Origin of the sequence: Nocardioides sp. Arc9.136 (assembly GCF_030506255.1) — a bacterium.
Classification (GTDB): Bacteria; Actinomycetota; Actinomycetes; order Propionibacteriales; family Nocardioidaceae; genus Nocardioides.
Window position 1 is genome coordinate 1,185,018 of record NZ_CP113431.1, and the last position, 24,712, is coordinate 1,209,729.

Here is a 24,712-nt window from a genome sequence, read left to right on the forward strand (position 1 = left end):
CGCCGGCGGCGCTAGGGAGTGGTCAGGCTGAGCCCGACCACGCCGGGCCAGAACGCGAAGAGCACGGTCACCGGCAGCACGAGGAACACGACGGGAACCATCATGAAGACCTCGCGCCGCGCGGCGACCTCGATCAGCTCGCGGCGACCCGCCTCGCGCACGTCGGCGGCCTGCGCGTGCAGGACGTCGGCCAGCGGCGTGCCGCGCTCGACCGCGACGGCGATGCCCTGCGCGAAGCGCGCCACCAGCGGCTGGCCGGTGGCGGCGGCGAGCCGGTCGAAGGCGGCGGAGACCGGCTCGCCGGTCCGCACCGCGGCGAGCACGCGGGCCAGGTCGGTCGACAGCTCGCCGCCGCTGCGCCGCACGACGCGGTCGAGCGCGGCGACCGGACTCTCCCCGGCCGCGACGGACAGGGCGAGCAGCTCGGCGACCGTCGGGAACTCCGCGAGGATCCGGCGCTCCCGGGACCGGACCTGGCCGCTGAGGTGGCTGTCGCGGGCCAGCACCCCGAGCGCGAACGCGACGATGCAGAGCACGGCCGAGGACGCGACCCCGCTGGGATCGCCGAGCGCGTCGAGGACGCCGTACGCCGCGGTGAGCGCGAAGGCCGCGAGCCCCCACAGCACCTGCTCGACCCGGAAGTCGTGGACCGTCCGGTCGAGCCCGGCCCGCTCGAGGCGACGCCGTACCGAGGTGGACCCGCCCAGCACCCGCTCCACGGCGTCCGCGGCCGACCGCAGCAGCGGGCCGTAGACGGCGGCCACGACCGATCGCGGCGGGGCGGTCTGCACGGCGCGGGGACTCGGGCCGCTGCGCGGCAGGTCGCGGAGGTACGGCAGCACCCGGGTGTCCAGCTGCGGGCGACGGGTCGCGGCGACACGGAAACCGACCAGCAGCAGCCCCGCCGCCGTCGTCGCGCCGAGCAGCCCGCCCCACACCGCCGGCGTCACGAGAGGATCCGCCGCTCGACGGGCAGCCGGCCGATCCGCATCATCAGCCGGTAGGCGGCCACGCACGTCACCGCGCCGACCACCAGGACGACGACCCCGCCGGGGGAGGCGTAGCGCCGGATCACCTCGGACTGGAAGGACATGAAGAGCAGCACCAGCCACGGCGCGGCCACCGCGAGCCGGGCGCCGTTGACCGTCCAGGCCTGCCGCGCCTCGAGCTCCGAACGGGTCCGCAGGTCGTCGCGCAGGTAGCCCGAAAGATTCCGCAGCAGCCGGCCGAGCTCGCCGCCACCCACCTCGCGCGCGACCCGCAGTCCCTCGACCACCCGGTCCCCGACGGGGTCGGCGAGACGGTCCTTGAGCCGGTCCAGGCACTCACCGAAGCGACCGGTCACCTGGTAGTCGAGGGCGAAGTCGGCGAACGCCGGCTGCAGCGCCTCGGGCCCACGGGTGCCCAGCGCGGCCAACGCGTCGGGCAGCGACATGCCGGCACGCACGGCGCTCGTGAGGTGGTCGACCGCCTCGGGCCACACCTCGGCCAGCTCGCGCTGGCGGCGGCGGGCCCGCGCGGAGACGACCGCGACGGGGAGGTAGCCGCCCATGACGCCGAACGCGAGCGCGACGGGCACGGTCGCCGAGACGGCCTGGACGACCAGGGCCGCGACGAGACCGGTGACCAGGCAGAGCACGGCGAACGAGGCCGGGGAGACCGAGCGCAGGTCGGCCCTCGTCAGCAACGCCTGGGTGCGCCCGGGCCGCCGCGGGCCCGTGCGGGGCGTCCGCGGCACGAAGAACGCCGACCACACGAGCAGCAACCCGGTCCCGACCCCGAGGCCGACGAGCGCCCCCACCTCAACGCCCCTCGGCGGTCGGACCGGCCAGGATGGCGTGGACGTCGATCCCGGCGCGCTCGAAGAGGTCGAGCCGGGGCGGCATGCCGCCGACCCGCCGGAGGTCGCCGCCAGAGCGCCGGAACACCGGCTCGGTCTCGATGATGTCGTTCTCGCTCCGCCCCGGCACCCCGACGACCTCGTTGACGCGTCGTACGCCGTGCTCGTCGACGCCGAGGTGGACCACGAGGTCGACGGAGGACGCGACGGTCGGGACGACGAACCGGGCCGAGATGTTCTCGCCGGCCAGCAGCGGCAAGGTGCACATCTTCACCAGCGCCTCGCGGGCGGAGTTGGCGTGGATCGTGCACATGCCGGGCAGGCCGGCGTTGAGGGCGAGCAGCAGGTCCAGGCACTCCTCGGCCCGGACCTCGCCGACGATGAGCCGGTTGGGCCGCATCCGCAGGCTCTCCTTCACCAGCTCGCGCAGCCGCACCTCGCCGGTGCCCTCGAGCCCGGCCTGCCGGGTCTGGAGCGGCACCCAGTCCGGGTGGGGGAAGCGGAGCTCGAAGACCTCCTCGGCGGAGATCACCCGCTCACCACCCGGGATGGCCGCGGCCAGGCAGTTGAGCATCGTCGTCTTGCCGGCCTGGGTGCCGCCGGCGACCAGGATGTTGAGGCCGGCGCGCACGGAGGCCTCGAGGAAGGCCGCGGCGCGCGGGCTGAGCGACCCGAGCTCGACGAGGTGGTGCAGGCGGGCGGCCTTGAGCACGAACTTGCGGATGTTGACGGCCGAGAACCCGCGGCTGATGCCCTCGAGGACGACGTGCAGCCGGTGCCCCTCGGGGAGCATGGCGTCGACGAAGGGACTGCTCACGTCGATGCGCCGGCCGCTCGACTTCAGCATCCGCTCGACCAGCTCCTGCACCTGTGCGGTGGTGAGCACCAGGTTGGTCAGCTCGTGGCGGCCGTTGCGTGCGATGAAGACCCGGCTCGGGTCGTTGATCCAGATCTCCTCGACGGCCGCGTCCTCGAGGAAGGGCTGTAGCGGTCCGAACCCCGAGACCCGCGCGACCAGCTCTCCCACGACCGAGTCCGGGTCCGGCACGGACGCCACCTGCCCGGTCAGGCTGCGCTGGTCGTGGTCGCGGACCACCGACTCGGCGATGCGGCGTACGACGGCGGCGTCGCGCTGCGGGTCGACGCCCTCGCGGCGGACGAGCTCGCGGACGTGCTGGTCGAGCTGCTCGACCAGGTCCGTGCGCAGGTCCGCGTGGTGACCGGCGCGCGCCGGTGCGGCTGGGTGGGTCAGTGACATGCAGGTCCCCCGAGATGGATGCTGCCGACCGACCCATCATCACCAGCGACAGCGGTCTGTAAAGGCCTCGTCCGCGGATCTGTGGAGGACGGGACGGGTGTGACCGGAGAGGCGGATCCGGGGGCTGGACGCGAGCTGTCACGCGACGTTCGCCGCTGTGTCGGCACGCTGCAACGTGCCGACCCAGCGGCGAACCTGTCGTTGCAGCTCGCGCGAGCGGACGAGCACAACGGCGCGGGACGCCTCCGGGTGACGGGTGATCTGCGCCTGGTCCAGACCAGGTCAGTGGCGGCCGTTTTGGGGCCTCTGACCAGGGGCAACTCAGACCACACATGTGGCACGCCGCTGGGACCCGGTGCGCCGCTCGAACGCCCATGCGCCGGGCCACCCCCGGCAGGACACGGAGAATCTGATGCGATCTGTCGCGCCTGTGAAGAAGTACGTCGCCGTCGCCGCCGCGGTGGCGCTGACGGGATGGGCCGGCACCGGCCCCGCCCTCGCTGCCCCGGGCAACGGGAACGGCAACGGCGGCGCCGCGAGCCAGCAGGCTCCCGGCCAGGCCGCCGACGGGCCCGGCAAGGGCAACGGCAACGGCGCGAAGCCGGGCAACGGGCCCAAGCAGGACGGCGCGAAGCCGGGCAACGGCCCGAAGCAGGACGGGCCGAAGCCCGGCAACGGCCCGAAGCCGGGCAACGGTCCGAAGCAGGACGGCCCCAAGCCGGGCAACGGCCCGAAGCAGGACGGCCCCAAGCCGGGCAACGGCCCGAAGCAGGACGGCCCCAAGCCGGGCAACGGCCCCAAGCCCGCCGGCGCCCAGGGCGCCCCGGGCAACGGCGACCCCGCCGGCAACAACGGCACCGTGAAGATCGCCCCGCTCGGCGAGCTGGACGGCATCCCGAACAACAGCCCGCACCCCGGCTGCACCTTCCAGGTCGAGTGGTACGGCTTCGACGAGGGCGCCGACATCGTCTCGACCGTCAGCTTCGCGATGCACGCGCCGACCAGCGACGTCGGCCTGGCCGTCGACGGGCCGGGCACCGTGTTCGTCGGCGGCGACCCGGCCAGCGGCGCGGGCACCGACACCGGCCTGGACGGCACCGCGACGTACACGCTGTCGTTCGACGGCGAGCCGCACCCCAAGCAGGGCTACCACGTCAAGCTGACGGTGGCGACGCCGAAGAGCAACGGCAACGACACCAAGACCAAGGTCTTCTGGGTCGAGCCGTGCGAGACCGCCGCGACCCCGGGCGAGGGCGAGGAGCCGGCCGTGGCCACCCCGTCGGAGGACGCGGACGTCAAGGGCACGACCGCCGAGGCCGACGGCACCGACGGCACCGACGGGGGTGACGCCGGCGTGCTCGGCATCGACGCCTCCGCGAGTCCCGAGGGTGACGCCGAGGTCGCCGCGGCCGAGGACGACGCTGCGGTCCCGACCGCCGTCGACGCGGGCGAGGACGGCAACCCGGTCGTCGACTTCGTCTCCTCGCCGGTCCCGCTGATCGTCATCGGCCTGGGCCTCGCGCTCGGTGCCGTGGCGCTGCTGCGCCGCCGCCAGGGTGCCTGACCGGCGACCGACCCCGGACCGCGGCCGCGGCCGCACCAGCCACTGGCTGGTGCTGGTCGTGGCCGCGGCCCTCGTCGTGGGCGGAGCCGTGTGGCTCTCCCGCGAGCCCGGCGGGACCCGCGTCGTGCGCGGGGAAGCGTCCCCGTCCAGCACACCCAGCCCGTCCCTCGCCACCACCGCCGAGGCGGTCCCGGCTCCCGGTCGACCGGGCGCGCCGGTGCGGCTGCGCATCCCCGACCTCGGGGTGGACGCCCCGGTCGAGCCGGTCAAGGCCCCGGACCGCACCCTCGTCCCGCCCTCGGACCCCCAGCGTCTCGGCTGGTGGGCCGCCGGCGCCAAGCCGGGGGACGCCGAGGGCAGCGCCCTGGTCGCTGGGCACACCGTCCACACCGGCGGGGGAGCGCTGGACGACCTGGAGCAGGTGCGCAAGGGCTCCGGCATCGTGGTCCGCACCGACCGCGGCACCCTGCGGTACGTCGTGGAGCGGGTGCGGATCTACGGCAAGGGCCGGCTCGCCGACGACGCGGAGCGGCTCTTCAGCCAGGAAGTCCCCGGCCGGCTGGTCGTCATCACCTGCGAGGACTGGGACGGCACCCGCTACCTCAGCAACGTCGTCGTCACGGCCGTCCCGGCCTGACCAGGAGGGACCACCGGGATCGTCCGATCGGTCAGACCTCGCCCGACGGGGTGGGCGGGACCGGTCGAGCCGTCTACCGTGCTGGGCGTGCTCGCACGTCTCGGAACCGCACTCTTCGGACTCGCCCTCGCCACCGCCGTGCTCGTCGCGCCCGCCCCGGCCGGCGCCGCCACGGCCGCGCAGACCTACGCCGCGTCCGCCTTCGCCACGACCAACAAGGTCCGCGCGAACCACGACCTCAAGACGCTGAAGGCCGACGACTGCCTGCGCAAGGCCGCCGTCCGCCAGGCCAAGGTGATGGCCGGCAAGAGCACCATCTTCCACCAGCTGCTCGGGCCGCTCCTCGACGGGTGCACCCTGCTGCTCGTGGGGGAGAACGTCGCCTACGGCTACGCCACCGGGAAGGACGTGGTGCGCAAGGGCTGGATGAAGTCGCCCGGCCACCGCGCCAACATCCTGCGCAAGGGCTACACCCGGATGGGGATCGCGGCGCGCAAGTCCGACGACGGCACCTGGTACGTCGCGCAGGTCTTCGGCACCCCGCTGCCCTGACCGCTGCCCTGACCGCTGCCCTGACCGCTGCCCTGACCGCTGCCCTGACCGCTGCCCTGACCCTCCGCGCAGGGCGGGGCCGGCCGCCGGTCGGCGATGCCCACCGCCTCCCGGCACCGGCGTAGTCTTCTCCCTCGTGGCAGGCCCCGACTTCGACGTAGCGATCAAGCAGCTCCAGGCGACCATGCGCACCATCGAGCAGGTGCTCGACGTGGACGCGATGCGCAGGGAGATCGCCGACCTCGGCGAGCAGGTGGCGGCCCCCGACCTCTGGGACGACCAGGCCAACGCCCAGCGCGTCACCGGTCGCCTCTCCGCGCTGCAGGGCGAGCTGGAGCGGTTCACCAACCTCTCCGACCGGATCGAGGACCTCGGCGTCCTCGTCGAGCTCGGCCAGGAGGAGGGCGACGCCGACTCCATGGCCGAGGCCGAGTCCGAGCTGGGCCGGATCCGCAAGGCCGTCGAGGCGCTCGAGGTCCGCACCCTGCTCAACGGCGAGTACGACGCGCGCGAGGCGCTGGTCTCCATCCGTGCGGGCGCCGGTGGCGTCGACGCCGCGGACTTCGCCGAGAGCCTGATGCGGATGTACACGCGCTGGGCCGAGCAGCACAAGTACCCCGTGGAGGTCTTCGAGACCTCCTACGCCGAGGAGGCGGGCCTGAAGTCGGCCACCTTCGCCATCCACGCGCCGTACGCCTACGGCACGCTCAGCGTCGAGGCCGGCACCCACCGCCTGGTGCGGATCAGCCCCTTCGACAACCAGGGCCGCCGCCAGACCAGCTTCGCCGCCGTCGAGGTCGTGCCGGTGCTGGAGCAGACCGACGAGATCGAGATCCCTGAGGAGGAGATCCGGGTCGACGTCTACCGCTCCGGCGGTCCCGGCGGCCAGTCGGTCAACACCACCGACTCCGCGGTCCGCCTGACCCACATCCCCACCGGCACGGTCGTCAGCTGCCAGAACGAGAAGAGCCAGCTGCAGAACAAGGCCAGCGCCATGGTCGTGCTCAAGGCCAAGCTGCTCGCCCGGAAGAAGGCCGAGGAGAAGGCGCAGCTCGACGAGATGCGCGGCGACGTGCAGGCGTCGTGGGGCGACCAGATGCGCAACTACGTGCTGAACCCCTACCAGGTGGTCAAGGACCTGCGCACCGGCTACGAGGTCGGCAACCCCTCGGCGGTCTTCGACGGCGACCTCGACGGCTTCCTCGAGGCCGGCATCCGCTGGCGCCGCGGCGCCGACAAGGCCGACGAGAACTGACTGCGCCAGGGGCGCGGGTCAGCGCACCTGTGCTACGCGTGACCGGGGCCCCAGCGGGCCCCAGCCCTCGCTGTTGCGCGCCCGGACGGCGAACCGCCACCGGGTGCCGGCGCGCCACGTGAACACCACCGCCCTGCCGGTGACCTGCTCCGAGCGCACCGTCTGCAGGACCTTCGAGCCCTGCACCCGGTAGGCCACGAGCTGGTACGCCGCGACCGGCGCGCCACCGTCGGCGGTCGGCGCCGTCCAGCTCACCCGGGCGGTGGCGTCGCCGCCCCTGGCGCCCGACCGGGCCGTCGGCCGGCCGACCGAGCCCGGCCGCTCGACCACGACCGGCTCGGGCTCGGGCTCCGGCTCCGGCTCCGCGGTCGGGTCGCCCGCCGGCTGCCCGGTCGGCTCACCGGTCGGCTCACCGGTCGGCTCGTCCGCGGGCTCGTCGGCCGGCTGGGCCGGGACGCCGCAGCCGGTGACGGCGAGCGTGTAGGCGCCGAGGCTGCCGTAGTCGTCGTACCCCAGCGACGGGGCGCCGACGCCGTCCACGACGACGCGCCAGCCGGCCCCGGTGACCGCTCGCGTGATCGTCGCGGCGACGGGGCCGCTCGGGTCGGCGGCGGCCACCACGGCGCCGGTGGGGTCGACCAGCGTCAGCCGCGGGTCGAGGTCGGCGCCGAGCGCCGCAGGCAGGGCGGTGACCGTGACCGTGCCCGTGCAGGCGCCGAGGTCGTAGGCGTCGGTGTCGGTGCGCCGGGTGACGTACGCCGTCCCGGCCGGCAGCGTCGTGCCCTCGTCGGGGCGCAGGCCGGCCTTGGCGGCGATGAGCGCGACGTCGTCCTGCTGCTGGGTCGCGCCGGGGTAGGAGCCGTCGCTCCACTGGGTCACCGGGCGCTGGTACGGCGCCCCCATGATCGGTCCCCACGAGCCGTGGCCCTCGTGGTAGGCCGCGTCCCCGTGCCCGTCGTGCTCGAGGCCGAACGTGTGGCCGACCTCGTGGCTGACCGCCTCAGCGACCCACGCCGGGCGGTCCGCGACGCCGGCCGGGAAGATCCACGCCGGTCGGTGCCGGCCCCGGTCCACCTGGTCGAAGACGTCGACGAAGGCGACGCCGCCGCACTTCCGCCCGCACCAGTCCCAGGCCCGGGCGCTGTCGGTGACCAGCGCCGTCATGCCGTACGCCGTGTCGTCGATGCCGCTGCGCAGGATCCCGGCCTCGCCGGGGTCCTCGGTGGTGACGTCGACGTCGAACGGCGCGTAGTCCTCCGCGACCCGCGCCCACACCTCCTGGACCGCGGCCAGCTCGCCCGCGGAGAAGGACGAGGGGTCGCCGTCGGTGTCCCAGCCGGCGTGGAAGCCGGCCGGGAACCGGAACTCCCCGCCGTTCCACGCGGTCCCGCTGACGGTCGCGCCGTCGACGTCGATGTGCACGACCCGGCGCGCGCCGGGGTTGCTGTGCAGGGCGAAGGTCCGGTCGAGCGGGTACGCCGCGCGCGGGGCGAAGCCGCGGGCCGCGCGCGGGCCGTCGGGCAGGTCCGGCAGCGGGTCGACCACGACCCGCGGCCGGCTCGGCTCGGCCGTGGCCGCCGCAGGGGAGGCGGGGGCCAGGGCCGGGGCGAGGGCCGCGGAGAGGACGAGGGCGGTGAGGGCGCTCAGCGCGCCGCGGGGGGAGGGCATCGTGCGCATGACGGGCCGACGCTAGCCCGCCGGCGACCGCGGACCGGGCAGGTCGGACGGGGTCGGTCCGTCCGGTCGGGCAGATGACCCGTCCGGGTCAGTCCGGGACCGTCGACCCGGTGGCCGCGGTGACCACGGCGGCGCACCAACGGCTGGTGCGGGCCAGCTGGTCGGCGCGGGTCGGGCCGTCGCCAGGTGCGCTGATGGAGCAGACCAGCCACGCGTCGCCGAGCAGCCCGCGGTACGACGTCTCCCGCACCGGTCCGCGGGTGCAGACCAGCGCCACGCCCGGGTCGCCGAGGGCCGGCGCGTCCGCCACGGCGGAGCACCCACGGGCGGCCGCCGCGTCGTCGGCCAGGCCGCGCGCCTCGCCCGCGGTGACGGGCGGGGCGAAGACCCACGCGCGCGCCGTCGTGCCCGCGCCACCGCTGCCACCGCCGCTGCCCGCGCTGGTCCAGCTGCAGCCGTGCTCGTGGGCGACGTCGGTGACCTTCGGGGTGAGTGCGGCGGTCTCGCCGTTGTCGTAGGACTCCGCGCGGGTGGGCTCGCCGCCCAGGGCGTCGGTCACGGCGGCGGGCGCGACGCCGCTGCAGAAGGGCGCTCGCAGGGCGGCGAGCCCACGGGTCTCGACGTCCTCGAGGCCCGGCGGCCCACCCGGGGCCGAGGCGGTCGGGGACGCCTGCGGGCCGGAGGGCCCGGGCCCGGCGGCGTCGTCCGGTCCCACGGCGGCGAGGCCGGCACCGACCACGACGCCGGTCACCGCGAGGCTGGCGAGCAGCACTCGGGCACCGGATGGCATGGGCCACACCGTAGTGAGGCCCGGCTCGCCGGTCCCGGGGGTGGTGGGGTCCCTCGCGTAACGTCTCTGGGGTGATTCGCTTCGAGAAGGTCACCAAGACCTACCCCGGCACGGGCAGCCCGGCCCTGGACCAGGTGTCGGTCGACGTCGAGAAGGGCGAGTTCGTCTTCCTCGTCGGCCAGTCCGGCTCGGGCAAGTCCACGGCCCTGCGGCTGGTGCTGCGCGAGGCCCGGCCGACCTCCGGCCGCGTCTACGTCGCCGGCAAGGAGATCAACCGGCTGGCCGGCTGGAAGGTGCCGCGGCTGCGCCGCCAGATCGGCACGGTCTTCCAGGACTTCCGCCTGCTGCCGAACAAGTCGGTGGGGGAGAACGTCGCGTTCGCGCTGCAGGTCATCGGCCGCTCGCGCAGCGAGATCCGCTCGCTGGTGCCCGAGACGCTGGAGCTGGTGGGCCTGGAGGGCAAGGCCGACCGGATGCCCGACGAGCTCTCCGGCGGCGAGCAGCAGCGCGTCGCCATCGCCCGCGCCTTCGTCAACCGGCCGATGATCCTCATCGCCGACGAGCCCACCGGCAACCTCGACCCGTCGACCTCCGTCGGGATCATGAAGCTGCTGGACCGGATCAACCGCACCGGCACCACCGTCGTCATGGCCACCCACGACCACGGCATCGTGGACCAGATGCGCAAGCGCGTCATCGAGCTCGAGGACGGCCGCGTCGTGCGCGACCAGGCGCGCGGCGCCTACGGCTTCCAGCACTGACCCGAGCGCCGGCCCGGGCCCCGATCCCCGGCGCGCCGGCCACCCGACGTACCCGCACAGGAACGAGAGCCCCACCTCCTCATGCAGCTTCGCTACGTGTTCACCGAGCTCGCCCAGGGCCTGCGCCGCAACGTGTCGATGCACATCGCGGTCGTCCTGACCCTGTTCGTCTCCCTCACCCTCGTCGGCCTCGGCCTGCTGCTGAACCAGCAGGCCGACAAGGCCGCGGACCAGTGGGGCTCCCAGCTCCAGATCACGGTCTGGCTGTGCAAGGACGACGACGACAACCCGCGCTGCACCAGCGAGGTCACCGAGGCCCAGAAGGAGGCCATCGCCGAGGCGGTCGAGGAGAACCCGGAGGCCGAGAGCCACTACTTCGAGACCAAGGAGGAGGCCTTCGAGAAGATCAAGGAGCTCCTCGGTCCCGAGAGGTTCGAGGGCCCCAACCCGGCGGCGACGGTCGACGACATGCCGCAGTCGGTGTGGATCACGCTGAAGGACCCCAACGAGTTCGAGGGCGTGACCAGCGCGGTGCAGGGGCTGCCCGGCGTCTCCTCCATCCGCGACGCCCGCGAGGTGCTGCAGCCGATCTACGGCTCCATCACCGCGCTGAAGTACGGCGCGTGGGGCACGGCCGCGTTCCTGGTGCTGGCGGCGCTGCTGCTCGTCGCCAACACGATCCGCCTGGCCGCGCTGGCGCGACGCCGCGAGATCGGCATCATGCGGCTCGTGGGCGCCTCGACGCTCTACATCGCGCTGCCGTTCCTCCTGGAGGCGATCGTCACCGCCGTCGTCGGTGTCGCGCTCGCCGCGGGCGCGCTCGGGGCGTTCATGTACTTCGGCATCCACGAGCGCGCCGCCACGGGCCTGACGTTCATGCCGTGGATCGGGCTCCCGGAGTACACCTCCACCCTCGCGGCCATCGCGGTCCTCGGGCCGGTGCTGACCCTGCTGCCGACACTCCTGCTGACCCGCAAATACCTCAAAGTCTGAGCCCGGCGGCATACGGTCGTCCCTGGTGCCACACAGGCATCACTCGTCACACGTGCCTCACGCGGACGAGTCGCAGGACCTCGCACGACCCCCTTCCCCTGATCGCCGAAGACGAAGGCTGACCCGGTGCGCCTCTTCCCCCGTGCCGCACGCCGACGACTGGCAGCAGCGACCATCGCCTGCTCCGTGGCCGTCGGTGCGCTCGCCGTACCCCTCGCTGGTGCCGAGGACGACCTCGAGCAGGAGCAGAAGCAGGTCCAGAAGGACCTCGAGCACGCCGAGGGCGACCTCGAGCACTCCAGCGCCCAGCTGCGGAAGGCCAGCGCCCGGCTCGAGGCGGCGGTCGGTGAGCTGCGCGCGGCCAAGGCCGAGCTGGCCGACGTCCGTGCCCGCCTCGGTGCGGCGCGCCTGCTCGACGAGCGGATGCAGGAGAAGCTCGAGGCCGCCGAGCAGCGCCTCGAGCAGGCGCGTGCCGACCTCGCCGAGGGCCAGGAGGCGCTCGAGGTCCAGCGCGAGCGCGTGACCGACACGATCACCTCGATCTACGAGCAGGGCGACCCCGAGCTGCTGGCGTTCGCCTCGATCCTCGACGCGCAGACGCCGGAGGACCTCACCCGCCGGATGTCGGCGCAGGACGTCATGGTCGGCCGCGAGACGCGGGCCTACGACGAGCTGCACGCCGCCGAGGTGCTGCTCGAGGTCCGCGAGGACAACGTCGAGGAGGCCACCGAGGAGGTCGCCGACCAGCGCCGCGAGGCGGCCGAGCACCTCGAGACGATGCGGGGCCTCCACGAGGAGGCCGCCGCGGCCGCGGCCACCGTCCGGGACCGCGTCGGCGACCGGCGCTCGGCCCAGCAGTCCGCGCGCAGCGCCCGGGCCAAGGACCGGGCGGTCCTGCAGCGGCTCCGGGCCAAGGAGCAGCGGATCAAGCAGCGGATCCTCGACCAGGCGCGCCGCGCGGCCGCCAAGCACCGCGGTTACCGCGGCACCACCGACGGCCTGCTCATGCGGCCCTCGTCCGGCCCGGTCACCTCGCCGTACGGCTATCGCGAGCACCCGATCTACCACTACTGGGGACTGCACGACGGCACCGACTTCGGCGTCGCCTGCGGCGCCCCGCTGTACGCCGTCGCCTCCGGCACCGTGATGACCCGCTACTACTCCTCGGTCTACGGCAACCGGATGTACCTCAACGTCGGCCAGGTCAACGGCAAGCTGATCACCGCGGTCTACAACCACGCCACGCGGTACACCGTCAGTGCCGGCCAGCACGTCGAGCGCGGCCAGGTCGTCGGGTACGTCGGCTCGACCGGCTGGTCGACCGGGTGCCACCTGCACTTCACGATCATGGCGAACGGCTCCTCGACCGACCCGATGCCGTACTTCTGACCCCTCCTGCCCGCGTCCGGCCCGCCCCCGACAACCGCGTTGCGTCCCTCTGGGACACTGGTGGGATGCCGAAGGAGCAGGGCCAGAAGATGGTCGCGCAGAACAAGAAGGCGCGTCACGACTACGCCATCGAGGACACCTTCGAGGCGGGTCTCGCGCTGCAGGGGACCGAGGTGAAGTCGCTGCGGCAGGGCCGGGCGTCGCTGGTCGACGGGTTCGTCGACATCGACGCCGGCGAGGCGTGGCTCCACGGCGTGCACATCCCGGAGTACTCCCAGGGCACCTGGACCAATCACTCCGCCCGCCGCAAGCGCAAGCTGCTGCTGCACCGGGCCGAGATCGACAAGATCGAGCGCCGGGTCAGCGAGAAGGGCCTCACGGTCGTGCCGCTCGCGCTCTACTTCAAGGACGGCCGGGCCAAGGTCGAGATCGGGCTGGCCAAGGGCAAGAAGTCGTGGGACAAGCGCAACTCGATCGCCGAGCGCACCGCCAACCGCGAGAAGGAGCAGGCCGTCGGCCGGTTCCTGAAGGGCATGCGTGACTGACCTGCGGGCCGGCGTGCGCCCCGGGGCGGAGGAGCCGGTCGACCGGAGCAGCGACGCGCCGGACGTGGTGGCGTTCTGGGAGGCCCTCGGGCTGCCTGGGCTCGTCGACGTCCACGTGCACTTCCTGCCGCCGCCGATCCAGCGGGCGGTGTGGGCGGTCTTCGACAGCGCCGGCCCGAAGATCGGCCGCGACTGGCCGATCCGCTACCGCAGCGCCGTCGAGGACCGGGTCGACCTGCTCCGCGCGATGGGCGTGCGCCGCTTCTCCGCGCTGCCCTACGCGCACAAGCCGGGGGTCGCGGCGTACCTCAACACCTGGGCCGCGGCCTTCGCCGAGCGCGTCCCCGAGAGCCTGCGCTCGGCGACGTTCTACCCCGAGGAGGGTGCCGCGGCGTACGTCGCCGAGGCGGTCGAGGCCGGCGTCGAGGTGTTCAAGCTGCACCTGCAGGTCGGGGAGTTCCACCTCGACGACCCGCTGCTCGCGCCGGTCTGGGGCGTGCTGGAGGACGCCGGCACCCCGGTCGTCGTGCACGCCGGGTCCGGTCCGGTGCCCAACGAGTTCACCGGCCCGGAGTCGACCCGGCGGGTGCTGGCCCGCCACCCGCGACTCGCCCTGGTGATCGCGCACCTGGGCGCTCCGGAGTTCGAGGAGTTCCTGGAGCTGGCCGAGACCCACGAGAGGGTCCACCTCGACACGACCATGGTCTTCACCGACTTCTTCCCCGCGACGTACCCCTCCGGGCTCGTGCCGCGGCTGCGCGACCTGCAGCCGAAGGTGCTGCTGGGCAGCGACTTCCCGACGATCCCGTACCCCTACCGCCACCAGCTCGACGGGCTGGCCGCGCTCGACCTGGGCGAGGACTGGCTGCGCGACGTCTGCTGGCACAACGGCCTGCGCCTGTTCGGGGCGGGGCGCCCGTGACGGTCATCGTGCTCCTCGCCCTCGTGGTGCCCCTGCTCCTCGGCCTGCTGGTCGCCGGCCTGCTCGCCCTCGTCCTGACGCGCTCGCGCGCGGCGGCCGCGCCGCCGGTCGTGGCGCCGGTCCCGGGCGGCGCGTTCGCACCGGTGCCGAGCACGTGGAACGTCCAGGTCCTCGGCTCGAGCGCGATCGGCGCGATGGGCGGGTCGCTCGGGTCGACGTACGGCACGCTGGCGCTCGCCGACGGCACGCTGACCTTCACCCCGGACGGCGCGACGACGGCGGCGTGGGTCGTGCCGTGCGCCGAGGTGTGGGTGCAGCGGCAGGGCGTCGGCCCGTTCGCCGTCGCGGCGCTCCGCCTGCACGGCCCGATGGGGGACGTCGCGTGCAACGTCAGCCGCGAGCACATCAACCGCTTCTCGGCCAACTCCCTCAAGGACTTCCGCGAGGCGGGGTACGCCGCGCAGTTCGTCGCCGCCGCGCAGGCGCACGGCGCGCGGGTGGCCTGACGGCGCCCCCGCCGGGCACGGAGCACCAGGCGGAGGAACAACCGGTGCGTCGGCCTGGTTGGACCCCGTAGACTGCTCGACGCGGCTCGCGCCGTGCAGCACAACTCAAGAGGGGCTGATCGGTTTCGACTTGGGACGTTAGTTCCAGGGGAAGCGGGTCGAGGAGCCAGCGTCATCTCGTAAACGCTCGCTGGAAACCTATAACTGCCAACGCTAAGCGCAGTTCCTTCGCTCTCGCCGCCTGAGCGGTGATCGAAGCGTCAGACCGGGCATCCGTCTCCGTCCCGGAACCTGGCGTCATCTAGGAGACTTGCTGCTCACTCCGGGTCACGGAGGGTGAGCGGGACTATTCCGTGACTGAGCCTGTCGGGGACGTGTCCGTGCGAGCCCCGGGGCCGAGAAAAGCGACACCACGGACTGCACCCGGAGAAGACCTGGTTCGACGCTCGAGGACGCGGGTTCGATTCCCGCCAGCTCCACCACCACCAGCCTCACCTCTCTTGACCAGCAGGGCCGCCCCACGCCGGGGCGGCCCTGCTGTGTCGTGGTGTCGTGTGCTCCCGCGTGCGGAACCGGGGGTCCCGTGCGGCTCAGGGGGCGATGGCCAGCTCGGCGATCAGGTCGTCGACGAGCGTGAACCGGTACCGGAGCTCGACGACCCCGCCGGGGAAGTCGCCCTCGATCCGGTTCACCGCCACCCAGTGGGTCTCGTCGGCACGCTCGGCACCGACCAGCCGGCTGGTCCAGGTGAACGGGCCGCCGCCGTGGCGGAGGAACTCGAGCACCTCCTCGGTGCCGCGATGGGTCCGGCCGTCGTCGGTGACGACGGCGTCGGCGGTGAAGGTCCGGACGGCGGCCTCGGCCTCGCGTGCGGCGCTCGCGGCGAGGTAGGCGCGGATCGTGGCGGGCAGCTGCGTGGGCTCGATGGTGACGGGTGCGGTCATGCGGCCAGCGTGCGGCGTCCTCGCGGAGGACGGTCAAGCACTGGACACTCCCGCCGGGGGAGGGTGCACACTGCGCACCGTGCTGGCGATCGGGGAGTTCTCGCGGCTGACGCACCTGAGCGTGCGCACGCTGCGTCGCTACCACGAGGCGGACCTGCTCGTGCCCGCCACGGTGGACCCGGCGACGGGCTACCGGTACTACGACGCGGGCCAGATCCCGACCGCGCAGGTGATCCACCGCCTGCGCGAGCTCGACGTCCCGCTCGCCGACGTACGCCGCATCCTGGCCGCCACCGACCCGGGCGCGCGCGCCGCGATGGTCGCCGACCACCTGGGGCGCCTGGAGTCCGAGCTGGAGCGCACGCGCGCCGCCGTGGTGTCGCTGCGGCGGCTGCTGCGCCCGGAGCCGGCGCCGGTCCACGTCGAGCTGCGTGTGGTCCCGGGGACGACGGTCGCCGCGGTGGAGGGCGACGTCGACCTCGACGACGTCCTGCCCTGGTACGCCGGCGCGATGGCCGAGCTCGACGCGGTGGTCGACGAGCCGACCGGTGCGCCGGGCGGGCTGTACGACAACAGCCTCTTCGAGGTCGGCCACGGCCACGTCCTGGTCCACGTCCCGACCGAGAGCCCTCCGCGCCGCGGGCGCGTGCACCCGGCGACGCTCCCGCCGGTCGAGCTGGCCGTCGCCACCCACGCCGGGGAGCACGACGACATCGCGGTGACGTACGGCGAGGTCGGCGCGTGGCTGGTCGCCAACGCCCTGGCCGTGGCCGGCCCGATCCGCGAGACCTACCTGGTCGGGCCGCGCGACACCGCCGACCCGGCCGGGTGGCGCACCGAGATCGGCTGGCCGGTCTTCCACGTGGCACCGCGGTGAGGGGCGGCACCCCGCGCTGCTGTGGCGGCGCTCACCGCCCTTGAGGCGATGTCCGGGTGTCGTTCATTCTTCGTTCATACAGCGCGACAGGTTCATACACCTTCACTACCTAGCTTCTGGGTCGTCACGTTCACGAATCCTCAGGAGCAGCAGTGAAGACCACCTCCGTTCGTACGGCGGTCATCCCGGGCCTCGCGGCCCTCGTCCTCACCTTCTCGGCGTGCAGCGCCGGCAACGACGACAGCGGCAGCGACACCGGCAGCGGTGGGAGCGGCGGCGGCGAGAGCGTGAGCGGCCAGCTCGCCGGCGGCGGCGCGTCCTCCCAGGAGGCCGCCCAGAACGCGTGGATCGTCGGCTTCCAGGAGGCCAACCCCGACGCCACCGTCACCTACGACCCGGTCGGCTCGGGCGGCGGTCGCGAGAACTTCATCTCCGCCGCCTTCCCGTTCGCCGGCTCGGACGCCTACCTCACCGACGAGGAGGACGAGCTGACCGACGCCACCGAGCGCTGCGGCGGCGAGGCCCCCATCGAGGTCCCCAACTACGTCAGCCCCATCGCGATGGTCTACAACGTCGAGGGCGTCGACGAGCTCAACCTCTCGCCCGACACGATCGCCGGCATCTTCGCCGGTGAGATCACCAGCTGGGACGCCCCGGAGATCGCCGAGGACAACCCGGACGCCGAGCTGCCCTCCGCCCAGATCAACGCGGTCCACCGCTCCGACGAGTCGGGCACCACCGAGAACTTCACCAACTACCTCGACATCGTCGCCGGCGACGTCTGGTCCGCCGGTGCGGTCGAGACCTGGCCGCAGGAGTTCGGCGGCGAGGGCGCCCAGGGCACCTCCGGCGTCGTGTCCGCGGTCAAGAGCGGCACCAACTCCATCGGCTACGCCGACGCCAGCCAGGCCGGCGAGCTCAGCGTCGCCAACGTCGGCGTCGGCGACGAGTTCGTCGCCCCGACCGCCGAGGCCGCGGCGTCCATCCTGGACGTCTCCCCGCGCGTCGAGGGCCGCGGCGAGGGCTCGATCGTCTTCGACCTCGACTACGAGACCGACGAGGCTGGCGTCTACCCGATCGTGCTGACCTCCTACCTCCTGGCGTGCCCGTCGTACTCCGGCGACGAGGCCGAGGCGGGCGAGCTGACCAAGGCCTACCTGACCTACATCGTCAGCGAGGAGGGCCAGCAGTTCGGCGCCGACGAGGCCGGCTCGGCCCCGCTGAGCAGCGAGCTCCTCACCGAGGTCCAGGGCCTCGTCGACGGCATCACCGTCGAGTGACCACCCCCGCTGCATGAGTGAGGGCCCGACCCCGCCGGGTCGGGCCCTCACCCGCGCGCGGCGGGCCGCCGCCCGGTGACCCCGGGCAGGTCCCAGGCAACGACAGCACCACACGAGGAGCACCAGGTGTCCACCACCACCACCGCGGCCGGCGCGCCGCCGGCGACGAGCCGCCGCGGGGACTCGGTCTTCGCAGGCCTCGCCACGGGCGCGGGACTGCTGATCATGCTCGCGCTCGCGGGCGTGGCGATCTTCCTGATCATCGAGGGCGTCCCGGCCATCAGCGCGTCGGGGGAGCAGGCCTACGGCAAGGACAACATCGTCCTGTACGTGTGGCCGCTGCTCTTCGGCACGCTGCTCGCGGCGATCATCGCCCTGCTGGTGGCGACACCGCTGGCGGTCGGCGTCGCGCTCGTGATCTCCCACTACGCCCCGCGCCGCATCGCCCGGACCCTGGGCTACCTCATCGACCTGCTGGCTGCCGTGCCGAGCGTCGTGTACGGCCTGTGGGGCCGCGCCGTGCTGGCGCCGGCCATCCTGCCGGTCTACGCCTGGCTCGCCGACAACCTGGGCTGGCTACCGTTCTTCGACGGCCCCGCCCAGACCGGCCGGACCATCCTCACCGCCGCCATCGTGCTGGCCGTGATGGCGCTGCCGATCATCACCGCGATCTGCCGGGAGGTGTTCCTGCAGACCCCGCGCATCCACGAGGAGGCCGCGCTCGCGCTCGGCGCGACCCGCTGGGAGATGATCCGGATGACGGTCTTCCCCTACGCCCGGTCCGGGGTCATCTCGGCGGTCATGCTCGGCCTGGGTCGAGCCCTCGGCGAGACCATGGCCGTCGCGATGGTCCTCTCGGCGAGCGGGATCATCACCTTCGACCTCATCTCGGCGGAGAACCCGTCGACCATCGCCGCGAACATCGCCCTGAACTTCGGCAACGCCTCCGGGACCAAGATCAACGTCCTGATCTTCAGCGGCCTGGTGCTGTTCGTCGTGTCCTTCGCCGTCAACTTCCTCGGCCGCTGGATCGCGGCGCGGGGCCAGGTCAAGGCCTGAGGAGGCTCGCATGTCCATGACCGACGAGCGGCCCGTCGCCGCTCCGCCCACCCACATGCCGCTGGTGGCGCCGCAGATCCCGTCGTACGCCCCGGCGCTGGCCGCCGTCGTCGCCGCCGGTGTCGCCGCCCTGCTCGGCATCCTCCTCGGCTGGTCCGTCGTCGCCGTCGTCCTGCTGGCCTGGGCGCTCCTCGTCGTCGTCCTGCCGGCCTGGTCCGCGGCCGTCGAGGGCAACCGCCGCGCCAAGGACCGGCTCGTCACGACCATCGCCTGGTCGACGTTCGCCCTGGCGATGATCCCGCTGGTCAGCCTGGTCTACGAGGTCGTCTCCAACGGGTACGGCGTCCTCTCGAGCGAGTTCCTCACCTACGACATGCGCGGCGTGCTCGGCGAGGGCGGCGGCATCTACCACGCCCTCATGGGCACGCTGGTGATCACGGCGCTGGCCACCGCGATCTCGGTGCCGATCGGCGTCCTCGCCGCGATCTACCTGATCGAGTACGGCAAGGGCAACCGCCTCGCGCGGACCGTCACCTTCCTGGTCGACGTCATGACCGGCATCCCCTCGATCGTGGCCGGCCTCTTCGCCTTCGCGCTCTTCACGCTGATCTTCGGCCCCGGTGTCCGCTTCGGCATCGGCGGCGCGGTCGCGCTGTCGGTGCTGATGATCCCGATCGTCGTCCGCGCCACCGAGGAGATGCTCAAGCTCGTCCCCGAGGAGCTGCGCGAGGCGTCGTACGCCCTGGGCGTGCCGAAGTGGCGCACGATCGTCAAGGTCGTCCTGCCCACCGCCCTCGGCGGCATCGTCACCGGCGTGACCCTGGCCATCGCCCGCGTCGCCGGCGAGACCGCGCCGCTGCTGATCATCGTCGGCACCACGACGACCCTGAACCTCAACCCGTTCGACGGCCGGATGGCGACGCTCCCGGTGTTCATCTTCTCCTCGGTCACCACCGGCGGGAAGTACGACGCGGAGCAGACCGCCCGGGCCTGGGGCGCCGCCCTGGTCCTGGTCGCCATCGTGATGGCGCTCAACCTCCTCGCCCGTGCCGTCGGCAAGATCTTCGCGCCCAAGACCGGGCGCTGACACCCCAAGGAACCTCTCATGGCCAAGAGCATCGACATCTCCGACCTGAACATCTACTACGGGGACTTCCTCGCCGTCGAGGGCGTCGACATGACCATCCGCGCCCGCGCGGTGACCGCCTTCATCGGCCCGTCCGGCTGCGGCAAGTCGACCTTCCTGCGCTCGCTCAACCGGATGCACGAGGTGATCCCCGGCGCCCGCGTCGAGGGCAAGGTCGTCGTCGACGGCCAGTCGCTCTACGACGACTCGGTCGACCCGGTGGCCGTCCGCCGCCAGATCGGCATGGTCTTCCAGCGCCCCAACCCGTTCCCGACGATGTCGATCTACGAGAACGTGCTGGCCGGCAACCGGCTCAACGCCAAGCGGATGAAGAAGTCCGAGGCCGACGCGATCGTCGAGAAGTCGCTCAAGGGCGCGAACCTGTGGAACGAGGTGAAGGACCGGCTGGGCAAGCCCGGCATGGGCCTCTCCGGCGGCCAGCAGCAGCGCCTCTGCATCGCCCGGGCGATCGCGGTCGAGCCGCAGGTGCTGCTGATGGACGAGCCGTGCTCGGCGCTGGACCCGATCTCCACCGCGGCGATCGAGGACCTGATCCACGAGCTCAAGACCGACTACACGATCGTCATCGTCACCCACAACATGCAGCAGGCTGCGCGCGTGTCCGACGACACCGGCTTCTTCAACCTCAAGGCGACCGGCGAGCCGGGCCACCTGGTGGAGTTCAACGCGACCAGCAAGGTCTTCGCCAACCCCGACGACCCGTCGACCGAGGCCTACATCTCCGGCCGGTTCGGCTGATCCCGCCTCTGCCGGTCGGGGGTCCGGCGACGAACGACGAACGAACAGGAGCAGAGGCGATGCGCCGCAGCATCGAGGCCGTCCCGGGCGCTGCCGCGGCCCTCGCGCACGGTGCGCCCGTGCAGGTGATCGGCCCCGCCGAGGACGCCGACGCCGTGGCGTGCGCACTGCGCGGCGAGGGCGTGGAGGTCAGCGCCTTCGCCTCCGCGCTCGACGCGCTGGTGCACTTCGGCGACGCCCGCCCGGACGTCGTCGTCGTGGCCTCCGGCGTCGAGGGCGCCCCCGCGGCCGAGGTGGTCACGGCGCTGCTGCGGCACGGGGACCCGCTGGTGGTCGCCCTCGTCGACGCCGGCGACGCCGCGCTGGCCGGCCAGATGGTCCTGGCCGGCGCCCGCAGCGTGCTGACCCGGCCGTTCACGCCCGCCGACCTCTGGGCCGCCCTCCAGCGCCCCGCCTCGGAGCTGCGCCCCCAGGCCCAGCTCCGGCACGGCCCGATCGTGCTCGACACCGACAGCTACGCGGTCTGGATCCACGGGCAGCGGGCCGCCGACCCGCCCGGCAAGGAGTTCGAGCTGCTGCACGTGCTGCTGCGGCGGTCACCCGGCGTCGTCGGCAACGACGAGCTGCGCACCGCCCTGTGGGGGAGCGAGGCGGTCGGCCCCAGCGACAACACCATCGCGGTGCACGTGGCCCGGCTGCGGCACCGGCTCGAGGGTGTCGCGCGGATCCGTCGCCTGCGCGGCCGGGGCTACGCGCTGACGCTGGACTGAGCGAGAGCGGCAGCCCGGGACTCGCCTCCCGCATCGATGTCTGTCAATATCGACGCATGTCGATGCCGATCGCCTCGTCCCTCGACCCCGCCGCGACCCGGTGCGTGCCGCTGGCGCGCGAACCGTTGGGCGCGGCGGACGCGACCGCCCTGACCCCGCTGCTCAAGGCGGTCGCGGACCCCGCCCGGCTTCGCCTGCTGTCGCTGGTGCTCAGCCACGAGGGCGGCGAGGCGTGCGTGTGCGACCTGCTCCCGCACTTCGACCTCGGCCAGCCGACGGTCAGCCACCACCTCAAGGTGCTGCACGAGGCCGGGCTCCTCGAGCGCGAGCGCCGCGGCAGCTGGGTCTACTACTGCGCCCGTCGCGAGGCGGTCTCCGCCCTCGCCGGGCTGTTCACCCTCGCCCCGGAGCCGGTGGCACGGTGAGCGACACGGTGACGGAGACCGCCGCCGGCGGCCGGCTCTCCACGCTCGACCGCTACCTGCCGGTCTGGATCGGGCTGGCGATGGCGGCCGGCCTGCTCCTCGGTCGCGCGGTGGGCGGCCTCGACGACGCGCTCGCCGCCGTCGAGGTGGGCTCGGTGTCCCTGCCGATCGCCCTGGGACTGCTGGTGATGATGTATCCCGTCCTCGCCAAGGTGCGCTACGACGAGCTCGGGCACGTGACGGCGGACCGCCGGCTGCTCGGCACCTCGATCGTCCTCAACTGGGTGCTCGGGCCGGCCCTGATGTTCGCCCTCGCCTGGCTGATGCTGCCGGACCTGCCGGAGTACCGCACCGGCCTGGTCATCGTCGGGCTGGCCCGCTGCATCGCGATGGTGCTGGTGTGGAACGACCTCGCCTGCGGCGACCGCGAGGCCGCGGCGGTCCTGGTCGCGGTCAACGCCGTCTTCCAGGTGGTCGCCTTCGCGCTGCTGGGCTGGTTCTACCTCGAGGTGCTGCCCGGCTGGCTCGGGCTCGAGGGCACCGGCCTGTCGGTCTCGACCTGGGAGATCGCCCGGTCGGTCCTGGTCTTCCTCGGCGTGCCGCTGCTCGCGGGCTACCTCACCCGCCGGCTCGGCGAGCGCTCCCGCGGCCGGGACTGGTACGAGGAGCGCTTCCTGCCGCGCATCGGCCCGCTGGCGCTGTACGGTCTGCTCGTCACCATCGTGCTGCTGTTCGCGCTGCAGGGCGACCGGATCACCTCCCAGCCCCTCGACGTGGCCCGGATCGCGCTGCCGCTCCTGGCGTACTTCGTCCTGATGTGGGGCGGCTCGATGCTGCTCACCCGGGCGCTCGGCTTCGACTACGAGCGTGCGACCGCGGTCTCGTTCACCGCGGCCGGCAACAACTTCGAGCTCGCCATCGCCGTCGCCATCGGCGTGTTCGGCGTCGCCTCGGGCCAAGCGCTCGCCGGTGTCGTCGGCCCGCTCATCGAGGTGCCCGTGCTCATCGGCCTCGTCTACGTCAGCCTCGCGGTCCGCCGCGCCTTCCCGGCAGGAGCCCCCCGATGACAGACCCCGCGACAGACCCTGCGCCCGGCCCCGCGACCGACGTTCCCCAGGTCGTCTTCGCCTGCGTCCGCAACGGCGGTCGCTCGGTCATCGCCCGGGTGCTGACCGAGCACTACGCCGACGGCCGCGTCCGTGCGCTCTCGGCGGGCACGCAGCCCGGCGAGCACGTCCACCCCGAGGTCGTCGTCGTGCTCGAGGAGCTCGGCCTCGACACCTCCCGCGAGACCCCGTCCCTGCTCACCCGCGACACCGTGGCCGCCAGCGACCTGGCGGTCACCCTCGGCTGCGGCGAGGAGTGCCCCTACGTCCCGGGCGTCCGGTACGTCGACTGGCCGGTCGCCGATCCCGGCGGCCAGGACCCGGCCACGGTCCGCGCGATCGTCGCCGACCTCGACGCCCGGGTCCGGCGGCTGGTCGCCGAGCTCGTGCCGGACCGCGAGCCGCCCCCGTCGGTGCTCGGCTGACGGGCGGCTGGACCGCCGACGTTCGTGGTCGCGTCACCCGGTCGTGACCGTCCGGCCACCACCGACCGGTCGGGTCGGACCATGACCTCTCGGACCCGGACCCCTCGCACGAGGACCTCCCGCACCCGCGCCCTCGCGCTCACCCTCCTCCCCGCCCTGCTCGCCCCGGCGCTCGTCGCCCCGGCCTTCCTCGCCCCGGCCGACGCCCACCCGGGCGAGCGTGCCGCGAAGCCGCCCGCCGGCCGGCAGGCCGCGCCGATCGTGGTCGGCCACCGCGGCGCGTCGGGCTACCGCCCCGAGCACACGCTGGCGGCGTACCGCCTGGCCGTGCAGCTGGGCGCCGACTACATCGAGCCGGACCTGGTCCCGACCAAGGACGGCGTGCTGGTGGCCCGCCACGAGAACGAGATCTCCGGGACCACCGACGTCGCCGACCACCCCGAGTTCGCCGACCGGCGCACCACCAAGACGATCGACGGACGCCCCGTCACCGGCTGGTTCACCGAGGACTTCACCCTCGCCGAGCTCAAGACGCTCCGCGCGAAGGAGCGCCTGCCGCAGGTCCGCCCCGACAACACCCGCTACGACGGCCGCTTCGAGGTGCCGACCTTCGCCGAGGTCCTCGAGCTGGTGAAGAGGCTGCGCAAGGAGACCGGTCGCACCATCGGCGTCGCGCCGGAGACCAAGCACCCCACCTACTTCGACTCCATCGGGCTCTCCCTCGAGGAGCCGATGGTGCGGCTGCTGCGCAAGCACGACCTGGACGGTCGCCGGGCCAAGGTGCTCATCCAGTCGTTCGAGACCAGCAACCTCCGGGAGCTCGACCGGATGGTCGACGCCCCGATCGAGCAGCTGGTCGACGCCGCGGGCGGCCCGTTCGACCTGGCCGGCTCGGGCACGACGTACCAGCAGCTGGTCACGCCGGCCGGCCTGCGGCGGATCGCGCGGTACGCCGACTGGCTCGGCCCGAACAAGGACCTGGTGCTGCCGCGCGACGCCGCCGGCGCCGCCACCGCCCCGAGCAGCCTGGTCGCCGACGCGCACCGCGCCGGGCTGGAGGTCGTGGTCTTCACGGTCCGCGACGAGAACCAGTTCATGGCGACCAACTTCCGCCGCGGCACCAGCCCGACCGCCAAGGGCGACGTCCGCGCCGAGCTGCTGGCCCTCTTCGAGGCCGGGGTGGACGGCGTCTTCGCCGACCACCCGGACTCCGCCGTGGACGCGCGGGAGGACTGGCTGTCCTGATCCGTCG

Annotated in this window: 26 protein-coding genes and 1 other RNA gene; 21 read left to right on the forward strand and 6 right to left on the reverse strand. The window is 73.3% G+C overall.

Annotated elements, in window-relative coordinates:
• Positions 1 to 11: 11 nt before the first annotated feature.
• Genes OSR43_RS05670 through OSR43_RS05680 form a run of 3 tightly spaced genes read right to left on the reverse strand, consistent with a single transcriptional unit; the run spans position 12 to position 3,098 of the window.
• A complete protein-coding gene (locus tag OSR43_RS05670) occupies positions 12 to 950 on the reverse strand; it encodes a type II secretion system F family protein (RefSeq protein ID WP_302270158.1) in 939 nt (312 codons plus the stop codon).
• Positions 947 to 1,801 carry a type II secretion system F family protein gene (locus OSR43_RS05675; protein ID WP_302270160.1) on the reverse strand — a complete coding sequence of 285 codons (855 nt, stop codon included), beginning with the start codon at positions 1,799 to 1,801 and terminating at the stop codon, positions 947 to 949. The genes OSR43_RS05670 and OSR43_RS05675 overlap by 4 nt, the downstream gene beginning before the upstream one ends.
• A 1-nt stretch (position 1,802) precedes the next feature.
• A complete protein-coding gene (locus OSR43_RS05680; protein ID WP_302270161.1) occupies positions 1,803 to 3,098 on the reverse strand; it encodes a CpaF family protein in 1,296 nt (431 codons plus the stop codon).
• Between the two features lie 412 nt (positions 3,099 to 3,510).
• Between OSR43_RS05680 and OSR43_RS05685 the strand changes: the two genes are divergently transcribed.
• The 4 genes from OSR43_RS05685 to prfB all read left to right on the forward strand — a co-directional run bounded on the left by OSR43_RS05685 (position 3,511) and on the right by prfB (position 7,106).
• Positions 3,511 to 4,662 (forward strand): hypothetical protein, encoded by a 1,152-nt coding sequence (locus tag OSR43_RS05685; protein ID WP_302270163.1) that lies wholly within the window; start codon positions 3,511 to 3,513, stop codon positions 4,660 to 4,662.
• Positions 4,655 to 5,299, forward strand: a complete 645-nt coding sequence (locus OSR43_RS05690; protein WP_302270165.1) for a class F sortase — start codon at positions 4,655 to 4,657, stop codon at positions 5,297 to 5,299. Before OSR43_RS05685 ends, OSR43_RS05690 begins: the two co-directional genes overlap by 8 nt.
• Before the next feature lie 87 nt (positions 5,300 to 5,386).
• Entirely contained in the window at positions 5,387 to 5,851 is a 465-nt protein-coding gene (locus OSR43_RS05695) for a CAP domain-containing protein (protein WP_302270166.1), read from the forward strand.
• 136 nt (positions 5,852 to 5,987) lie between these two features.
• Entirely contained in the window at positions 5,988 to 7,106 is a 1,119-nt protein-coding gene (prfB, locus tag OSR43_RS05700; protein WP_302270168.1) for a peptide chain release factor 2, read from the forward strand.
• Positions 7,107 to 7,124: 18 nt separating this feature from the next.
• On the opposite strand, the gene OSR43_RS05705 is transcribed toward prfB, so the two are convergent.
• Complete coding sequence (locus tag OSR43_RS05705; protein WP_302270170.1) at positions 7,125 to 8,783, reverse strand: fibronectin type III domain-containing protein; 1,659 nt, start codon at positions 8,781 to 8,783, stop codon at positions 7,125 to 7,127.
• A gap of 88 nt (positions 8,784 to 8,871) precedes the next feature.
• Positions 8,872 to 9,573, reverse strand: coding sequence for a hypothetical protein (locus OSR43_RS05710; protein ID WP_302270171.1), 702 nt, complete (start codon positions 9,571 to 9,573; stop codon positions 8,872 to 8,874).
• Between the two features lie 71 nt (positions 9,574 to 9,644).
• Here OSR43_RS05710 and ftsE point away from each other — a divergent pair, with 71 nt between their 5' ends.
• The 7 genes from ftsE (at position 9,645) to ssrA (ending at position 15,171) form a co-directional block, all read left to right on the forward strand.
• Complete coding sequence (gene ftsE / locus OSR43_RS05715; protein ID WP_302270172.1) at positions 9,645 to 10,334, forward strand: cell division ATP-binding protein FtsE; 690 nt, start codon at positions 9,645 to 9,647, stop codon at positions 10,332 to 10,334.
• Positions 10,335 to 10,430: 96 nt separating this feature from the next.
• Positions 10,431 to 11,327, forward strand: coding sequence for a permease-like cell division protein FtsX (gene ftsX, locus OSR43_RS05720; RefSeq protein WP_302270173.1), 897 nt, complete (start codon positions 10,431 to 10,433; stop codon positions 11,325 to 11,327).
• A gap of 126 nt (positions 11,328 to 11,453) precedes the next feature.
• Positions 11,454 to 12,716: a M23 family metallopeptidase gene (locus tag OSR43_RS05725; protein WP_302270175.1), complete on the forward strand. Its 1,263-nt coding sequence runs from the start codon at positions 11,454 to 11,456 to the stop codon at positions 12,714 to 12,716.
• A gap of 65 nt (positions 12,717 to 12,781) precedes the next feature.
• Positions 12,782 to 13,261, forward strand: a complete 480-nt coding sequence (smpB, locus tag OSR43_RS05730; RefSeq protein WP_302270176.1) for an SsrA-binding protein SmpB — start codon at positions 12,782 to 12,784, stop codon at positions 13,259 to 13,261.
• On the forward strand, positions 13,254 to 14,183 hold the full coding sequence (locus OSR43_RS05735; protein ID WP_367891515.1) for an amidohydrolase family protein: 930 nt from the start codon (positions 13,254 to 13,256) through the stop codon (positions 14,181 to 14,183). Before smpB ends, OSR43_RS05735 begins: the two co-directional genes overlap by 8 nt.
• Positions 14,180 to 14,689: a hypothetical protein gene (locus OSR43_RS05740; protein ID WP_302270177.1), complete on the forward strand. Its 510-nt coding sequence runs from the start codon at positions 14,180 to 14,182 to the stop codon at positions 14,687 to 14,689. The genes OSR43_RS05735 and OSR43_RS05740 overlap by 4 nt, the downstream gene beginning before the upstream one ends.
• Positions 14,690 to 14,800: 111 nt before the next feature.
• Positions 14,801 to 15,171, forward strand: a transfer-messenger RNA (tmRNA) gene (gene ssrA / locus OSR43_RS05745).
• A 108-nt stretch (positions 15,172 to 15,279) separates the two neighbouring features.
• Here ssrA and OSR43_RS05750 read toward each other — a convergent pair.
• Positions 15,280 to 15,633, reverse strand: a complete 354-nt coding sequence (locus tag OSR43_RS05750) for a nuclear transport factor 2 family protein (RefSeq protein ID WP_302270179.1) — start codon at positions 15,631 to 15,633, stop codon at positions 15,280 to 15,282.
• A gap of 79 nt (positions 15,634 to 15,712) precedes the next feature.
• Between OSR43_RS05750 and OSR43_RS05755 the strand changes: the two genes are divergently transcribed.
• The 10 genes from OSR43_RS05755 (at position 15,713) to OSR43_RS05800 (ending at position 24,705) form a co-directional block, all read left to right on the forward strand.
• A complete protein-coding gene (locus tag OSR43_RS05755; protein WP_302270180.1) occupies positions 15,713 to 16,510 on the forward strand; it encodes a MerR family transcriptional regulator in 798 nt (265 codons plus the stop codon).
• A 152-nt stretch (positions 16,511 to 16,662) separates the two neighbouring features.
• Positions 16,663 to 17,790: a phosphate ABC transporter substrate-binding protein PstS gene (locus tag OSR43_RS05760; protein ID WP_302270181.1), complete on the forward strand. Its 1,128-nt coding sequence runs from the start codon at positions 16,663 to 16,665 to the stop codon at positions 17,788 to 17,790.
• A 126-nt stretch (positions 17,791 to 17,916) separates the two neighbouring features.
• Positions 17,917 to 18,849 carry a phosphate ABC transporter permease subunit PstC gene (gene pstC / locus OSR43_RS05765; protein WP_302270182.1) on the forward strand — a complete coding sequence of 311 codons (933 nt, stop codon included), beginning with the start codon at positions 17,917 to 17,919 and terminating at the stop codon, positions 18,847 to 18,849.
• Between the two features lie 10 nt (positions 18,850 to 18,859).
• Positions 18,860 to 19,936 carry a phosphate ABC transporter permease PstA gene (gene pstA / locus OSR43_RS05770; RefSeq protein ID WP_367891516.1) on the forward strand — a complete coding sequence of 359 codons (1,077 nt, stop codon included), beginning with the start codon at positions 18,860 to 18,862 and terminating at the stop codon, positions 19,934 to 19,936.
• Between the two features lie 18 nt (positions 19,937 to 19,954).
• Positions 19,955 to 20,734, forward strand: coding sequence for a phosphate ABC transporter ATP-binding protein PstB (gene pstB / locus OSR43_RS05775; RefSeq protein WP_302270183.1), 780 nt, complete (start codon positions 19,955 to 19,957; stop codon positions 20,732 to 20,734).
• Positions 20,735 to 20,793: 59 nt separating this feature from the next.
• Positions 20,794 to 21,504: a response regulator transcription factor gene (locus OSR43_RS05780; RefSeq protein WP_302270184.1), complete on the forward strand. Its 711-nt coding sequence runs from the start codon at positions 20,794 to 20,796 to the stop codon at positions 21,502 to 21,504.
• Positions 21,505 to 21,560: 56 nt separating this feature from the next.
• Complete coding sequence (locus OSR43_RS05785) at positions 21,561 to 21,929, forward strand: metalloregulator ArsR/SmtB family transcription factor (RefSeq protein WP_302270185.1); 369 nt, start codon at positions 21,561 to 21,563, stop codon at positions 21,927 to 21,929.
• Complete coding sequence (arsB, locus tag OSR43_RS05790; protein ID WP_302270186.1) at positions 21,926 to 22,996, forward strand: ACR3 family arsenite efflux transporter; 1,071 nt, start codon at positions 21,926 to 21,928, stop codon at positions 22,994 to 22,996. The genes OSR43_RS05785 and arsB overlap by 4 nt, the downstream gene beginning before the upstream one ends.
• Entirely contained in the window at positions 22,993 to 23,460 is a 468-nt protein-coding gene (locus OSR43_RS05795) for a low molecular weight phosphatase family protein (RefSeq protein ID WP_302270187.1), read from the forward strand. Before arsB ends, OSR43_RS05795 begins: the two co-directional genes overlap by 4 nt.
• Before the next feature lie 81 nt (positions 23,461 to 23,541).
• Positions 23,542 to 24,705, forward strand: coding sequence for a glycerophosphodiester phosphodiesterase (locus OSR43_RS05800; RefSeq protein ID WP_302270188.1), 1,164 nt, complete (start codon positions 23,542 to 23,544; stop codon positions 24,703 to 24,705).
• The last annotated feature ends 7 nt before the right edge of the window (positions 24,706 to 24,712 follow it).

Coding starts and splice junctions, on each gene's coding strand:
- OSR43_RS05800 (WP_302270188.1), top strand. CDS start 23,542: ATGACCTCTCGGACCCGGACCCCTCGCACGAGGACCTCCCGCACCCGC.
- smpB (WP_302270176.1), top strand. CDS start 12,782: ATGCCGAAGGAGCAGGGCCAGAAGATGGTCGCGCAGAACAAGAAGGCG.
- OSR43_RS05750 (WP_302270179.1), bottom strand. CDS start 15,633: ATGACCGCACCCGTCACCATCGAGCCCACGCAGCTGCCCGCCACGATC.
- OSR43_RS05685 (WP_302270163.1), top strand. CDS start 3,511: ATGCGATCTGTCGCGCCTGTGAAGAAGTACGTCGCCGTCGCCGCCGCG.
- OSR43_RS05680 (WP_302270161.1), bottom strand. CDS start 3,098: ATGTCACTGACCCACCCAGCCGCACCGGCGCGCGCCGGTCACCACGCG.
- OSR43_RS05785 (WP_302270185.1), top strand. CDS start 21,561: ATGTCGATGCCGATCGCCTCGTCCCTCGACCCCGCCGCGACCCGGTGC.
- OSR43_RS05795 (WP_302270187.1), top strand. CDS start 22,993: ATGACAGACCCCGCGACAGACCCTGCGCCCGGCCCCGCGACCGACGTT.
- pstB (WP_302270183.1), top strand. CDS start 19,955: ATGGCCAAGAGCATCGACATCTCCGACCTGAACATCTACTACGGGGAC.
- pstA (WP_367891516.1), top strand. CDS start 18,860: ATGTCCATGACCGACGAGCGGCCCGTCGCCGCTCCGCCCACCCACATG.
- OSR43_RS05705 (WP_302270170.1), bottom strand. CDS start 8,783: ATGCGCACGATGCCCTCCCCCCGCGGCGCGCTGAGCGCCCTCACCGCC.
- OSR43_RS05780 (WP_302270184.1), top strand. CDS start 20,794: ATGCGCCGCAGCATCGAGGCCGTCCCGGGCGCTGCCGCGGCCCTCGCG.
- OSR43_RS05710 (WP_302270171.1), bottom strand. CDS start 9,573: ATGCCATCCGGTGCCCGAGTGCTGCTCGCCAGCCTCGCGGTGACCGGC.